The following is a 14067-nucleotide window of genomic DNA, read 5'->3' on the forward strand; positions in this document are numbered from 1 at the left end:
CTCCCGGTGGAATTTGGTAGTCCAGATTGCTTGTGCATTCGCTCGTTACTATTGTCATGAAATGGATATGATCGAAGCGTTTCAGCGTCTCAGCCTCGCTCTTGCCATCGGCATTCTGGTCGGGGTTGAGCGCGGCTGGCAGGAGCGCGAGACGGAGCCCGGTAAAAGAACGGCCGGTATTCGCACCTTCGGCCTGTCCGGCTTTCTCGGCGGCTTGGCAGGTTTCCTGCAGGTCAAGCTCGGACCGATCCTGCCGGCCGCCGTTTTCGTTGTTTTCGGCATTGCATTTGTCGTCTTCAGCAGATACGAGGCCGAGCAGGAAGAAGACTACAGCGTCACCAGCGTCATAGCGGCTCTCGCCGTCTTCGTCCTTGGGGTCATAGCGACCGTTTCCGACATGACCGTCGCTGCGGCCGGAGGCGTCGCGGTGACTGCGTTGCTGGCTGCTCGCTATAGTCTGCATGGATTTCTGCGAAACCTGACATGGCTGGAATTTAGAGCTGCACTCGTGCTGCTTGCCATGACACTCGTTGCGCTGCCCCTCCTTCCCGACAGAACAATCGATCCCTGGAATGCCATCAATCCATTCCAGCTATGGCTGCTGACAATCATGATTGCCGCCATCTCCTATGTCGGCTATCTGGCGGTCCGCATCGCCGGAGCAAAACATGGAATCCTTTTTAGTGGGGCTGCAGGCGGGTTCATTTCGTCAACCGCTGTCACCTTGTCCTTTGCGCGTCTATCGTGCCGCAGCACTCAGGCGACCGACAGCCTCGCTGCCGGCGCGTCGATCGCCGGAGCAATGTCCATCGGACGGGCACTGGTCATCAGTGGCATATTGGCGCCTGTACTCATTCCCAAGCTGGCTGTCGCGTTCGTTCCCGTCATTCTTGTCTTTCTTTCGGCGACCTTCCTGATGCTCAGGGGAGCGAAGGCCGACGATAAGGCAACCGACATCAATCCAGATAATCCGTTCGAATTGCTCACGGTTCTCCGTTTCGGAGCATTTCTCGGCGTCATAAGCTTCCTATCGAAATTCACGATCGACCAGATCGGGCCATCGATGATATTTGTCGTCGCGCTGCTTTCGGGACTTGCCGATCTTGATGCCATCACCCTGTCGACGGCACGCATGGCGGGCTCGGTGCTGACGACGGAGGTTGCGATGATCGCGATCTCTCTGGCCGCGGCCGCCAATCTGATAGTGAAGATGGTGCTGGCCATCATGTTCGGAAGTCGCGCCTACGCCACAGCATTGATTGTGACAACGTCGACGGCGCTCGTCGTCGCCGTTGCTGCCTATTTCGGGTTTAGCACCTTGGCGTGACCGCCGGCCGGGGAGCCAGGACATCGCGATCCCCCGTGAAATCATGGCCGGCACCGAGCTCAATTGACGCAAATCAATGCAGCATTGCGTACTCGGCTTAGAAAATGTCCCGACTTCTCGTCCCCTTTACCCCGAAAGACCGAGATGCAGCGCATGTCGCAAACTCGGCTCTTGTTCCAGATATCCATGATCTGAGGAAGGATCGCCATGTTTCGCGGGCGCATAAGAAACAGGGAGCTGCTCGAACGCATTGTAAGCGCGGACGATGCCGCCCGGCTGATCAAGGACGGAATGACCATCGGCATGAGCGGCTTTACGCGCGCGGGCGAGGCAAAGGCCGTGCCCATGGCGCTTGCCAAGCGCGCCAAGGACGATCCGCTGAAGATCACGCTGATGACCGGCGCATCACTGGGCAACAATCTCGACAAGGCCCTGGTCGAGGCGCATGTGCTTGCCCGTCGACTGCCTTTTCAGTCCGATCCGGTTCTGCGAAACGCGATCAATGCCGGCGAAGTCATGTTTATCGATCAGCATCTGTCCGAGACGGTGGAACTTCTTCGCAGCCGCCAGATCTCGCCGGTCGATATTGCCGTGATCGAGGCGACGGCCATCACCGAAGACGGCGGGATCATTCCGACGACATCGGTCGGCAATTCGGCAAGCTTCGCGATCCTGGCCGATAAGGTCATCGTCGAAATCAACCAGTCGCAGCCACAGGAATTGGAAGGGCTGCACGATATCTATATCCCGACGCGCCGGCCAAGCCGCGAGGCAATTCCCGTCATGTCACCAGACAGCCGGATTGGCGTTCCTTTCATTCCGGTTCTTCCGGAGAAGATCGCCGCTGTCGTCGTCACGCAAAACAGCGATAGTTCTTCGACCATCCAGCCGCCGGATGCTGAAACGCGGGCGATTGCCGGGCATCTGGCTGAATTCCTGATGCATGAGGTCAAACTCGGACGCTTGAGCCAAAGCCTGCTGCCGCTTCAGGCCGGCATCGGCACGATCGCAAACGCCGTACTCCACGGTTTCATCGATACGCCGTTTCACGATCTGACCATGTATTCCGAGGTCCTTCAGGATTCGACCTTCGATCTGATCGACGCCGGAAAGCTCACATTTGCATCCGGTTCCTCAATGACCTTGTCCGCCGACATGTATCGCAAGGTCATTCCAAATATCGCAGCATATAAACCGCGGCTGATCCTGCGCCCGCAGGAAATCAGCAATCATCCGGAAGTCATTCGTCGCCTTGGGATCATCGGAATCAACACCGCGTTGGAGTTCGACATCTACGGCAATGTCAATTCGACCCATGTCGGTGGAACACATATGATGAATGGGATTGGCGGCTCGGGCGATTTTGCCCGTAACGCCTACATGTCCATCTTCGTCACGAAATCGACGGCAAAGACCGGGGCGATTTCAAGGGTCGTGCCCATGGTCAGCCATGTGGACCATACCGAACACGACGTCGATATATTGGTGACCGAAACCGGACTGGCTGACCTTCGCGGTCTCGCGCCGCGGGAACGCGCTACCACCATCATCGCCAATTGTGTGCATCCGGCCTACCGCGGAGCCCTGTTCGACTACCACAAAAGAGCCCTTGCGCGGGGTGGACAAACGCCGCACGTCATCGAAGAGGCACTCAAATGGCACAGCTCACTGCGCGAAATTGGCCGGATGCTGGCCTAGCTTGGATATCGAGGATCATTTATTCACGATCGGCCTCTGATGGACGCTCCCGACGGCATCTGTGTGCCAGAATGGAAACGTTCATCACTATCCGGAGGAAGCGTCTAGACATGCCTGCGGAAACAGGGAGTTTTTGAAATCGGAGTGTCGACGCATGCAATATTGATCGTTGCTACGAGGGAGATCGAATCTCGCATACGGAATGAACCGGCCTACGCCTGCTGCCTATAGCAACCTTTTGCCGACAGACGCGGGTCGAGCAAGGTTCCTTTCTCGCCGCAGGCGATGGCGCCCGCGTCCTCCAGCCTGCCGATGCCGGCCGGTCTATCCATTTCCTTTGCGAACTGGATCGCGGCGGCGACCTTTGGCGCCATCGAGCCTGGTGGGAACCTCACGTCAGATAACATCTCCGGATCAATGCGACCCAAGCGTTGAGCCTTTGGTGTCCCGTAGTCCAGATAGACCGCATCGACATCTGTCAGAAGGAGCAACATGTCGGCATTTAGCTGCCTTGCCAGCAGCGCACTGGCGGCATCCTTGTCGATCACGGCTTCTATCCCGGTAAGTCTGCCATCAGCCTGCTCAATCACGGGGATGCCTCCGCCGCCGGTGCAAATGACGGTCACGCCGTGATTGACCAGCAAGGCGATGGTTTTTGCCTCGACGATTGCCAAGGGTTTTGGCGAGGCGACGACGCGCCGCCAGTTTTCACGGTCTGGCGCAACTCTCCAACCCCGCTCTCTGGCGAGCCGTCGCGCGGTTGCTGCATCGTAAACCGGCCCGATGAACTTAGTCGGATGTGAAAAGGCGGGGTCGGCCGCCTCTACCCGTGCCATGGTCAGCAAGGTTGCGATTGGATTGTTCTCCAGGAGATTTCCTAGCTCCTGTTCGATCATGTAGCCGATCATCCCCTCTGTTTCGGCGCCCAGAATATCCAAGGGGAAACCATTGCCGTTGGAGGCTTCCGCCTGCAGAGCAAGGAGCCCGACCTGGGGACCGTTGCCATGGGTGATGACCAAAGAGTGACCGGCATGAATGAGATCAGCCAAGGCGGCAACACCGACCCGGATATTGGCGCGCTGATGTTCAGCGGTCATCGGCTCGCCGCGGCGCAGAAGTGCGTTCCCGCCGAGCGCAGCGACGATCAGCATGTCAGCCTCCAATCGTCGCGACGAGTAAGGCCTTGATCGTATGCATGCGATTTTCGGCCTGATCGAAAACAATGGAGGCATGAGACTCGAAAACCTCGTTCGTCACCTCCATGCAATCAATGCCATATTCCTTAGCGATGCGGGCGCCGACTTCCGTCTCGGTGTCGTGAAACGCTGGAAGGCAATGCATGAATTTCGCATAGGGGTTTTCGGTCGCCTCGATCACCTGGGCGGTAACCCGGAATGGGGAAAGAAGCCCGATGCGCTCTTCCCAAGCCGATTCACTCTCGCCCATTGAAAGCCAGACGTCCGTATAGACAAAATCGGCCCCCAGTACCCCTGAACCGACATGTTCCATCAAAGCGAACTTGCCGCCGCTCTTCCATGCCTCCGATTTCACATGATCGACAAACGCTTGGTCCGGCCACAAGGCCGTCGGCGAGACGAGGCGAAAATCGATTCCGACCTTGGCGGCGCCTAGCGCCAGCGACATCGCCACATTGTCGCGCCCGTCGCCAAGGAAGGCCACGACCATGTCAGACAGATGCTTGTGGGTGAATTCGCGCATGGTCATGAGATCGGCGAGAATTTGCGTCGGATGAGAAACGTCGGTCAGCCCATTATAGACGGGCACGCCGGAATAGGTTTTCAGCGTCTCGACTGCACGCTGCGCGAACCCGCGATATTCGATGGCGTCATAAATGCGGCCGAGAACGCGTGCAGTATCCTTCATCGATTCCTTGTGGCCGATATGGCTGCCGGTGGGACCCATGTAGGTGACGTGGGCGCCCTGGTCATAAGCTGCCACCTCGAACCCGGTTCGGGTGCGTGTCGAGTCCTTTTCGAAGATAAGTGCGATGTTCTTTCGCGTCAGGCGCGGCACTTCGTAACCGCCCAGTTTCGCGGCCTTGAGATCGGCGGCAAGGCGTAGCAGATACCGAATCTCCTCGGCATCCAGATCATCGAGGGACAGAACGCTGCGACCATGAAGATTGATAGGCATGACAAGTTCCTTCGCAACTAAAGGGGGGCACGAGCAATCAGGCACGTCATGCAATGACCGCCGCCGCGGCCACGGCTGAGTTCCGCTCCGTCGATGGTGATCACCTCGATACCTGCACGACGCAGTAGCGTGTTGGTATAGACGTTACGGTCGTAGCCGATGACAACGCCGGGCTCGATGGCGATGACATTGTTGCCGTCATCCCACTGCTCGCGCTCGGCTTCATAGCGGTCGCCGCCGGTCGCAACGACACGCAAGCTCTTCAATCCAAGCGCTTGCGCAACCACGTCGGTAAACGGAGATGTCTCCTCCCGAGTATCCACCGAACCTTCGGCATCGCCCGGCCGCAGCGAGAAACTCCGCAAGCGATCGACGACGGGAGGATACATGGTCACCAGATCCCGGTCGCAGAAGGTGAAGACGGTATCGAGATGCATGAAGCTGCGATCGCGCGGCATAAGGGCCGCGATGACGCGTTTTGCGATACCGCTTGCAAAGAGACTTCGAGCAAGAGTGCCGACCGCCTGCGGAGTGCTGCGCTCACCCATGCCGGCCAGGACGACACCATCACCAATCGGCATCACGTCACCACCTTCAAGACTGGTTCCGGTGACCGAGCTCTCGGGCGAGATGAATGTGAAGTCGGCTGCGTTGAACCGAGGATGAAAACGATAGATCGCCTCGACATTTGCAGCCTCTGGCCGCCGCGCCTGCCAATACATGGCATTGACCGAAACGCCACCATAGATCCAGCAGGAACTGTCACGGGTAAAGAGCTGGTTCGGCAGCGGTGGTAGCACGAAATCCTGCGGCGCCAGTGTCCGTCCAGTCAGCCCAAGCGGTTCAAATGGCAATTCGGCACGCGCGATGCCGCCGACGAGGCAGGTCGCTAGCTGATCCGCTGGCATCTCATTGAGCCAGCCGCGCAGTTCGTCGACCATGTCACGTCCGACAACCGCGGATTCGACCCGGCGATCGAGCAGCCAGCGGCGCGCCTTGGGCAAAGCCATCGTTTCCATGAGCAATTCGCCCAATGACTGCACAATCACGCCGCGTTCGCGCAATGCATCGACGAAGACGTCATGCTCCTGGCGTGCACGCTTGACCCAAAGCACGTCGTCGAAAAGCAGGGCCCTGCAATTGTCAGGTGTCAGGCGCCGAAGGCTCAGATCAGGGCGGTGAACCATGACTTCGCGGAGACGACCGACTTCCGAATGAACCCCGAGAACATTCATGACGCTGCTCCTTGTCAAAATGGGCTGACGAGGCCGGCCCACATTTCGTAGGCAGCAAGGAGGGCCACTGCCACAAGCGCGGCGGCAAGCACGGCTTCGAATAGACGGAAGGGCCTTTGACCTGACTCTCTGCAGGCCAGAACATAGAAGAGAATGCCCGGCGCATAGAGGATCGCACACATGAACAGGTAGGCCGGGCCGGCCGCGTAGACGAGCCACAACCCATAAAACGTTGCCAGAAGGCCGACGAGCATTGGAGCGGTGCGCTGCTCACCCAGTGCATAGCTTTCGCCTGATATGGCAAGCTTCGCAGCATAGGCGCCCGAGAAGATGTAGGGCACGAGGATCGCGGTTGATGCGATGGAAAACAACGCCTGATAGGTGCTATGAGCAAAGAGCGTAACGACCAGGAACGTCTGGACAAGAAGATTGGTGATCAGCAGCGAAGCCCATGGGACGCCGCGGTCACTTTCCGAGGCGAGGAATTTCGGCATGGTCCCGTCCTTGGCCGCCGCGAAGGGAATCTCGGCTGCAAGAAGCGTCCAGCTCAGAAAGGCACCGATCACCGAAATGACAAGCGCGATATTGATGAGAGCCGCACCCCAGGGGCCGACCACCGCCTCAAGTACCCCGGCCATGCTCGGATTTTTCAGCGCAGCAAGCGCAGGTTGGTTGAGGATGCCGAGCGAGAGAAGGGACACGAGTGCGTAGAATGCGAGGCAGGTGAAAAAGCCGAGCACCGTTGCTGTCGCAATATCGCTCCGTCGCTCTGCCCTGGCCGAGAAGACGCTGGCACCTTCTATGCCGATGAATACCCAGAGAGTGACCAACATGGTGCTCTTGACCTGGGTGGTGATCGAGCCGAGGCTAGCATTGCCCAGACCGGTGAAATCGAGCGAGAAGACATTTAGCTTGAAGGCGACGACGCTGACCCCGACGAACAATACAATCGGCGCGATCTTTGCGATGGTGACAATAAGATTCGCGACCGCCGCCTGGCGGATGCCCGCAAGGACAAGCGTGTGGATCAACCATAGCAGGATCGACGCACCGAGCACCGCCTGCCAAGTGTTTCCATCGCCGAAGGATGGGAAGAAATAGGATAGGGCGCTAAAAACGATAACCGCATAGGATACATTGCCGATCCATGCGCTCAGCCAGTAGCCCCAAGCGCTGTTGAAGCCAATAAATGGTCCGAAGCCGGCTTTTGCATAAGCATAGGGACCAGCGTTAAGGTTTGGTTTGCGGGTGGCCAGGGACTGATATACGAAGACCAGCGACAGCATGCCAATCGCCGTAATCCCCCAACCGATTGCGATGGCCAACGGGCCGGCGCCTGCGGCCATGTTCTGTGGCAAGCTGAAGACACCGGAGCCGATCATCGAGCCGATGACCAACGCCGTTAATAAACCCAGTCGCAATTTCCCATTAACCGCGACCGGCTCGGTCGAGGTAACAAGTTTTATGCCGATCGAAGTCATGATCTTCTCCCAAGGATCGAAAATATCCATGGGAGACACTGGACACTGGGCGGCGGCGATAAACCTTGATCCTGGTCAAGTAAATTGTCATTTTTCGCGAACGTCGACGTCCTGTCGTTCGAATGTCAGCCGGCGTAATACAGCATTACTTTTTGCCCGTCTGGTCGACGACGCGTCGCGCGGCTGCCACATGGAGCTCCTCCAGACGTTCCAGGAAGGGGGCCTGGCCGCTGACGATCTTTTGGCGCGCCTCGGCCAGGGCGAACCACTCGGCACGATCGACTTCGGGGAATGCTTGCATGCGTCCGCTTCGCGGCGGCCACTCGATTTCGAACATGTTGCTGCGCAGGCTGGAGGTGTCGAATTCCCCCTCCAACGCAAAGGCAATGACATGCTTACCGCTCTTCTGGCGTAATTGGCCAAGCGGTTGCAGCTTGCCTTCGGGCACGTGTCCCATTTCTTCGGCAAATTCCCGCCGGGCCGCGGCCTCAGCTTCCTCATCCTCCTTATACTCGCCCTTGGGAATGGACCACGCGCCCTCATCTCGCTTGTGCCAGAAGGGGCCGCCTGGGTGGACAAGCAGGATCAAAAAACCGCTTTCCGCCTCTTTGTACATTAAGATGCCAGCGCTTTTCTTCATGGCTGATCATTTCCGCCGGGAGGCGAGACTGGCCCTTATGCAAATTCGGATTTGTTGACAGCCAGAACCGCGTTTGAATGTGCTAATAAAGTGGTTAACCGACCCACACTATCCTGATCAGCAAGATATTCACAGGCCTCCAACAAAGGTACGAACAACGGCAGAGAATTGTTTCTCGCCGCAGCACAATGATTGTCGGATCGTCAGGATGGCTATGCCGCCACTGACGACATCTCGCGACTTTTTCTTCGATTGTTATACTGTTTTTCAAAAAACAGATTAGCCGCGAGGTTGTGTCAGCGCCAAGGCGAGTGTCCATACGGCCAGGATGGCGGTAAGCGTCAGAGGGCCGACAGCGCCATAGCGATCGACGATATAGCCGCCAAAAACCGCGCCGATGCTGATGGCGACCTGAAAAGAGACGACCATCAGGCTGCCGGCAGCCTCCAAAGCGTCGGTTGCCCCGCGGGAAAGATTGGTCGGCAGTACAACCGGTGCCATGCCGAAGGCGAAGCCCCAAAGCGCCACGAGGCCGAAGGCAATACCGGTTTGAGCGCCCCAAAGCACCAAGGCAAGCGCGGCAAACGCCATCAGCGCCGCCGTGAGAGCCAGGGCCAGGCGAATGCTGGCGTCGGCCATTCGGCCACCGGCCACATTGCCGATCACGGAAGCGATGCCAAACCCAAGCAGAGCCAGGGCGATCGATCTGGTTTCAAGGAGCGTCACTTGTTCGAGGAAGGGACGCACATAGACCGAGCCGGCAAAATGGCCCGTCATCAGCAAAAGAATGGCAAGCATCCCCAGCTGAACGCTACGCCGCCGCGTCAGCCGGAAAACATCGGCGAGGCTGTTGCTTGTGCTCGCGGGCAGTGTCGGTAAGCTCAGTAGCTGCAGCAGCAAGGCGAGCGCGGCAAGTCCGGCGGTCATCGCCATTGCCACGCGCCATCCCAGCCAGTCGCTGATCAAAGCTCCAACCGAGGGCGCAGCTATGGTGGCGAGCGAGACGCCGAGGGTGACGATGGCCATGCCCCGACCCGTCGAATTGGCGCCGACCAGTCGCGCCACGACGGCGACTGAAAGCGCCCAGAAACCGCTCAGCGCGATGCCCAGCCCAGCCCGGCCCAACAACAATAGCCAAAAGTCCGTCGCCAATGATGCAAGGACATTGGAGCCGATCGCCAAGGCGCTGAGGCCGACCAACACCGTCTTGCGGTTCAGCCTGCCGATCAGAACATTGCTCAATAGGGCGGTGACAGCGCCGACGGAAGCTGTGGCGGTGACGACCTGTCCGGCTGTTCCCTCGGTAATCGCAAGATCGCGCGCCAGCGGGGTTAGCAGACCCGCCGGCAGGAATTCAGCCGATACCAGCGCGAAGCTGGTGGCCGCCATTGAAAGGACGGCGAACCAGGTCGCCGCGCTCCACGTGGATGGTTCCGGGGTATCCGGTTCAATCGTTACCCCATGAAGTTGCGATGTCGTGTCCGTCATAGGTATCTCCTTAAGTTAGGAGAGGTCATAGACGAACTATTCGGGACGGTATGTGTCCTAAAATCCGAAATCCATGTCCATTCGTCCGGAACTTGTGCGTCGCACAACGCCCGGTGAGACGCTGGTGATGCGTTTGAAGGCGCGAGCGAAGGATGCCTCGGATTCATAGCCCAACCGAGAAGCAACTTCGGCGACTGACATGCCGCTTTGCCCCAACAGGTCGCGGGCAAGCTGCATCCGCAAACGGGCGAGATAATGGGCCGCGCCTTCTCCTAACATGGCGTTGAAGCGCTCGGCGAAGATCGAACGCGATTGACCCGCCAAGCCCGCGAGACTTTTGAGGGTCCAGTTACGGCCGGGGTCTCGGTGCATGGCCGCCAGCACACGTCCGACATGGGGATCGCGGATGGCGGCGAGCCAGCCGGTGGTCGAGCCCCCGCTGCAATTGACCCCGCAGCGGATGAGCCGTGCCGCGAGCAAGTCGGCCATGCGCGACAAGACGGTCGCGCTTCCCATCTGTGGCTGTGTCGCCTCCGCCGACATGGCCGCCAGCAGGGGGCCAACGATCGGGTCATTGCCGGCCACATCGCAGCCCTTGATGATTGGCGGCATCAAGGCGACCAAGGGATTAAGTGCATGCGCCCCCAAGACCATGGAGCCGCAGAAGAGGGTGCTCGTCGCACCCGTTCCGTCCCGCACCACGTCGCATACGTTGCTTCCCAATCTTGTTATCTGGCAGCTCTTGCGCGAGTCACCCTCGACATCTGGCGCGCTGGCCAACCGGTGCGCGACGCCTTGCGGCAGCAGAACCAGATCGCCATCGTTCAACTCCTGCCATCCTTGCGCTTCGGTATGGATCCAGCACGGACCCTGGCTGACAAAGTGAAAACGAAGCAGCTGTTGTTGCGGAAAGGCGATGCTCCATGGATGTCTGAGTTCGCAGCGTCCATAATTGACGCCACTCAAGCGAAAGTCTTGCAGGACTTCGCTTAGGGCGTCCATTGGGACATTTGACGGCGACAATGGTTGAGACGAATGATCAAGCATCGAGCCAATTTAGGTCCCAAGCGTCCAGCATTCAAGCGGGTCAGCGATGCAAATGTGATCGCTCCTAGCCAGCAAGGAACGCTGTCTCAATCATACGAATGCCGTCAAACGCGGGCTCCCAATATCCGGCCCGCCGCCGATGGTTCAGCCAAGATCGATTTTCATGGCGAAATCCCAGGTACCGGCGCCGTTCCTGGCCAGGCTGATCATCATCAAGCCGAGCGCTTCCAGCGTCTGGGCCATGTGCAAGCCACCAACGTCAAACGGACGGAGCCCTAGACTTTCAAGGAAGGTCGAGACGCGTGCCCTTCGCCTTCGTGTCGTCGGCTGCGATGAACGCGTCGAGGCGTTCACCCTTGGCCAGCACGTGACCGAAGATGGTGTTGAACGTCTTCACGACAGGCGCGCGGGCGGGGAGGCGCTTGGCGATCTCCTGCGCGCCAGAACCGCCATGCGGAGTGACGAGACCCGAAAGGTTGGGGGCAAGGGGGTTGGTGATGTCGATGATCACCCTGCCGTCAAGCGAGTTCCCGTAATCGGCGATCACAGCCGCGGCGCTGGTGTAAGGCACTGCCAGGACGACGATATCCCCGGTCGGAGCGGCGCCATAAGTCGCTATCGTCGCTCCGGCTCCGATCTGCTCGGCGAGCGCCCGCGCCTTGGCGGGATCGCGGCTGGCCACCTCGACGGTATGCGCGGCCTTGGCGGCAAGGCCGCCGATTGCCGCGGCCATGCCGCCGGATCCAATGATGCTGATAGTGCTCATGCATGATTCCTCAATCGAACTTGACCAGATCCTTAAAGATCAGATGACCCCAGTCGTTGCCGCGCGCCTGAACGAGCAGCCCACCTTCCGAAAGGCCGCCAAGGTTGATCGGCGCGAAACCGAGTTGTTCGGCAAGCGCGGCAACCTCCGCTGTCGCGCCGCCGTCGTCGCTCGCCAGGAACACGACCCTCCTGCCACCATGCACGGCCGGATCTTGGCCGAGCACGGCGGCAGCCAGATGATTGAAGCCCTTGACCAGTCTTCCACCGGAGAAGGCCTGCGCAACGAATTTGGACGACGGCTGCCCTCCCAGTTTCTCGGGAGGCACGCCGTAGGCATTGGTCACATCGACGATCGTCTTCCCCTGCCACGTGGACAGCACCTTGGCGACGTCCGGGTGCTGTTCGAAGCGGACAGCTAGAAAGATAACATCCGCCCTTATAGCTTCCGTCAGGGTCTTGGGAATAATCTCGGGCCCGATCGCGGCTGCATCGGATGCGAAGCTTGCAGGGTCGCGCGTGGTTGCAACGGACACCTCGATGCCGTTGCGGGAAAACGCTTTGGCCAGAGCTCGGCCGATATTGCCGAAGCCGATAATCGCGTAGCTCATCACATTCTCCTTCGATTGTTCGGCGCGGTCAGAGCTTGTAGCCGCCGCTTGCTTCAATCGTCTGGCCCGTCACCCAATGGCCGTCATCGGAGGCCAGGAACGCGACGACGGCGGCGATTTCCGAAGGCTCTCCAAAGCGTCCCATCGCGATTTCGGCCTCGACCGCCTTGATGAGTTCGGGGTTTTCTCGAATGGCGGCGTTCACATCCGTTCGCGTGTAGCCGGGCGCGACAGCGTTCGCGGTAATTCCGCGCGGTCCCAGTTCCGCCGCCAGCGCATGGGTCAGGTTGTTGATGGCCGCCTTGGCCATCGAGTAGACAGGCGCGGCCGTCACGGGCTTCGTGGCGGCGGCGGAAGAGATGTTGATGATGCATCCGCCGTCGGCGAGACGCTTCAGGGCCGCCTGAATGATAAAGAAGGGCGCTCGGGCATAGACCGCGATCAGGGTGTCCCAACTGTCCGGCGTCGCGTCCTTGAAGCCAACCCAGCCGGAGTTGCCGGCGTTGTTGACCAGAATGTCGAGGGCTTTGCTTCCGTTTCGCTTGGTGAACTCGTTGTCGAGTCTCTCGAATAAGATCGGGACGGTCGCCGGGTCAACGAGGTCCGCGTGGATCGCAAACGCGGTGCCTCCAGCATTCTCGATGGCCGCCACCACCTCGTCGGCGCCAGATTTGGAGGTGTTGTAGGTTAGCGCGACCGTCGCGCCATCCTTTGCGAGGCGCTCGGCGATGGCACGACCAATGCCGCGCGACGCCCCGGTTACGAGAGCGGCTTTTCCTTTGAGAGGATGTGCCATTTCATTTCCTTCCGTGGATGTATGCATAATTGGGTGACTGACCCGGCAGTGTGTGGCACGTCAGAGTTGGGCGAGGCCGCCGTCGACGGCGACTTCGCTGGCGGTCATGAAGCTGCTGTCGTCGGATGCGAGGAAGGCGGCCACCGCTCCGATCTCCGCCGGATCGGCCATGCGCTGGAGCGGTGTCATCGCGGCGAAGGCCTTCTGGCCCTCCTCGCCGAGCGCTTCCTTCGCGAGTTCGGTCGCCGTCGCCCCGGGCGACAGCACGTTCACCCGGATGCCCGTGCCCTTCAGGTCCTCGGCCCAGGTCCGCGCGAGATTGCGCACTGCCGCCTTGCTCGCGCTATAGGCGCTGAATGCCGGAGCGCCCGTGGTGCCGGCGCTCGATCCGGTCAGGATGATCGAACCGCCCCGGCCCATCAGCGGCAGCGCCTTCTGGACCGTGAAAATCGTGCCTTTCACATTAGTGTCGAAAGTCTCGTCAATATGCTCTGCGGTGATCTTGCCGAGCGGAAGCGAGCTGCCCGCCCCGGCATTGGCGAAGACGATGTCAAGGGTTCCGCGCTCCGCCTTTACCGCCGCATAGAGCCGATCCAGATCGGCTTCATCGGAAACCGAGCCCGTCACCGCGCGGGCATTCGGCCCGAGATCGACCACGGCGGCATCGAGCGCTTCCTGCCGGCGGCCGAAAATGAACACGAAGGCGCCTTCCTCGATGAACCGCTTCGCCGCGGCGCGACCGATGCCGGTGGCGCCACCCGTAATGACTGCAATCTTACCCTCAAGCTTTCCCATGACGTCTCCTTACGCCCTGTCGACAGCGCC

At 59.6% G+C, this 14067-nt stretch carries 13 protein-coding genes; 2 read left to right on the forward strand and 11 right to left on the reverse strand.

Going from position 1 to position 14067, the window contains the following annotated elements; translation table 11 throughout:
• Positions 1 to 67: 67 nt before the first annotated feature.
• Positions 68 to 1327, forward strand: a complete 1260-nt coding sequence (locus GDN47_RS17460; protein WP_308936547.1) for an MgtC/SapB family protein — start codon at positions 68 to 70, stop codon at positions 1325 to 1327.
• 207 nt (positions 1328 to 1534) lie between these two features.
• Entirely contained in the window at positions 1535 to 3025 is a 1491-nt protein-coding gene (scpC, locus tag GDN47_RS17465) for a succinyl-CoA:acetate CoA-transferase ScpC (RefSeq protein ID WP_152093905.1), read from the forward strand.
• Positions 3026 to 3237: 212 nt separating this feature from the next.
• Here scpC and arcC read toward each other — a convergent pair whose 3' ends face one another.
• From arcC to GDN47_RS17520, 11 genes are all read right to left on the reverse strand, one after another.
• On the reverse strand, positions 3238 to 4176 hold the full coding sequence (arcC, locus tag GDN47_RS17470) for a carbamate kinase (protein WP_152093906.1): 939 nt from the start codon (positions 4174 to 4176) through the stop codon (positions 3238 to 3240).
• 1 nt (position 4177) lies between these two features.
• Entirely contained in the window at positions 4178 to 5179 is a 1002-nt protein-coding gene (argF, locus tag GDN47_RS17475; protein ID WP_113353493.1) for an ornithine carbamoyltransferase, read from the reverse strand.
• A 17-nt stretch (positions 5180 to 5196) separates the two neighbouring features.
• Complete coding sequence (locus tag GDN47_RS17480; RefSeq protein WP_152093907.1) at positions 5197 to 6414, reverse strand: arginine deiminase; 1218 nt, start codon at positions 6412 to 6414, stop codon at positions 5197 to 5199.
• A 14-nt stretch (positions 6415 to 6428) separates the two neighbouring features.
• Positions 6429 to 7895: an arginine-ornithine antiporter gene (gene arcD / locus GDN47_RS17485; protein WP_152093908.1), complete on the reverse strand. Its 1467-nt coding sequence runs from the start codon at positions 7893 to 7895 to the stop codon at positions 6429 to 6431.
• 145 nt (positions 7896 to 8040) lie between these two features.
• On the reverse strand, positions 8041 to 8535 hold the full coding sequence (locus tag GDN47_RS17490) for an NUDIX hydrolase (RefSeq protein ID WP_113353491.1): 495 nt from the start codon (positions 8533 to 8535) through the stop codon (positions 8041 to 8043).
• A 279-nt stretch (positions 8536 to 8814) separates the two neighbouring features.
• Positions 8815 to 10023 (reverse strand): MFS transporter, encoded by a 1209-nt coding sequence (locus tag GDN47_RS17495; protein WP_152093909.1) that lies wholly within the window; start codon positions 10021 to 10023, stop codon positions 8815 to 8817.
• Positions 10024 to 10080: 57 nt separating this feature from the next.
• Positions 10081 to 11070, reverse strand: a complete 990-nt coding sequence (locus GDN47_RS17500; RefSeq protein ID WP_173002518.1) for an AraC family transcriptional regulator — start codon at positions 11068 to 11070, stop codon at positions 10081 to 10083.
• A 283-nt stretch (positions 11071 to 11353) separates the two neighbouring features.
• Positions 11354 to 11836 carry an NADPH-dependent F420 reductase gene (locus GDN47_RS17505; protein WP_210248402.1) on the reverse strand — a complete coding sequence of 161 codons (483 nt, stop codon included), beginning with the start codon at positions 11834 to 11836 and terminating at the stop codon, positions 11354 to 11356.
• Positions 11837 to 11846: 10 nt separating this feature from the next.
• A complete protein-coding gene (locus GDN47_RS17510; protein WP_145636434.1) occupies positions 11847 to 12446 on the reverse strand; it encodes an NADPH-dependent F420 reductase in 600 nt (199 codons plus the stop codon).
• A 28-nt stretch (positions 12447 to 12474) separates the two neighbouring features.
• Positions 12475 to 13242, reverse strand: coding sequence for an SDR family NAD(P)-dependent oxidoreductase (locus GDN47_RS17515; protein WP_145636437.1), 768 nt, complete (start codon positions 13240 to 13242; stop codon positions 12475 to 12477).
• Between the two features lie 60 nt (positions 13243 to 13302).
• The gene (locus GDN47_RS17520) at positions 13303 to 14037 is read right to left on the reverse strand and encodes an SDR family NAD(P)-dependent oxidoreductase (protein ID WP_152093911.1); all 735 of its coding nucleotides are present in this window, start codon (positions 14035 to 14037) and stop codon (positions 13303 to 13305) included.
• Positions 14038 to 14067: the final 30 nt, after the last annotated feature.

This window comes from Martinezella dioscoreae, from assembly GCF_009176305.1.
Classification (GTDB): Bacteria; Pseudomonadota; Alphaproteobacteria; order Rhizobiales; family Rhizobiaceae; genus Rhizobium; species Rhizobium dioscoreae.

Excerpts from the sequence above, each read along its gene's own strand:
- GDN47_RS17460 (WP_308936547.1), top strand. The coding sequence starts at position 68 with ATGATCGAAGCGTTTCAGCGTCTCAGCCTCGCTCTTGCCATCGGCATT.
- scpC (WP_152093905.1), top strand. The coding sequence starts at position 1,535 with ATGTTTCGCGGGCGCATAAGAAACAGGGAGCTGCTCGAACGCATTGTA.
- arcC (WP_152093906.1), bottom strand. The coding sequence starts at position 4,176 with ATGCTGATCGTCGCTGCGCTCGGCGGGAACGCACTTCTGCGCCGCGGC.
- argF (WP_113353493.1), bottom strand. The coding sequence starts at position 5,179 with ATGCCTATCAATCTTCATGGTCGCAGCGTTCTGTCCCTCGATGATCTG.
- GDN47_RS17480 (WP_152093907.1), bottom strand. The coding sequence starts at position 6,414 with ATGAATGTTCTCGGGGTTCATTCGGAAGTCGGTCGTCTCCGCGAAGTC.
- arcD (WP_152093908.1), bottom strand. The coding sequence starts at position 7,895 with ATGACTTCGATCGGCATAAAACTTGTTACCTCGACCGAGCCGGTCGCG.
- GDN47_RS17490 (WP_113353491.1), bottom strand. The coding sequence starts at position 8,535 with ATGAAGAAAAGCGCTGGCATCTTAATGTACAAAGAGGCGGAAAGCGGT.
- GDN47_RS17495 (WP_152093909.1), bottom strand. The coding sequence starts at position 10,023 with ATGACGGACACGACATCGCAACTTCATGGGGTAACGATTGAACCGGAT.
- GDN47_RS17500 (WP_173002518.1), bottom strand. The coding sequence starts at position 11,070 with ATGCTTGATCATTCGTCTCAACCATTGTCGCCGTCAAATGTCCCAATG.
- GDN47_RS17505 (WP_210248402.1), bottom strand. The coding sequence starts at position 11,836 with ATGAGCACTATCAGCATCATTGGATCCGGCGGCATGGCCGCGGCAATC.
- GDN47_RS17510 (WP_145636434.1), bottom strand. The coding sequence starts at position 12,446 with ATGAGCTACGCGATTATCGGCTTCGGCAATATCGGCCGAGCTCTGGCC.
- GDN47_RS17515 (WP_145636437.1), bottom strand. The coding sequence starts at position 13,242 with ATGGCACATCCTCTCAAAGGAAAAGCCGCTCTCGTAACCGGGGCGTCG.
- GDN47_RS17520 (WP_152093911.1), bottom strand. The coding sequence starts at position 14,037 with ATGGGAAAGCTTGAGGGTAAGATTGCAGTCATTACGGGTGGCGCCACC.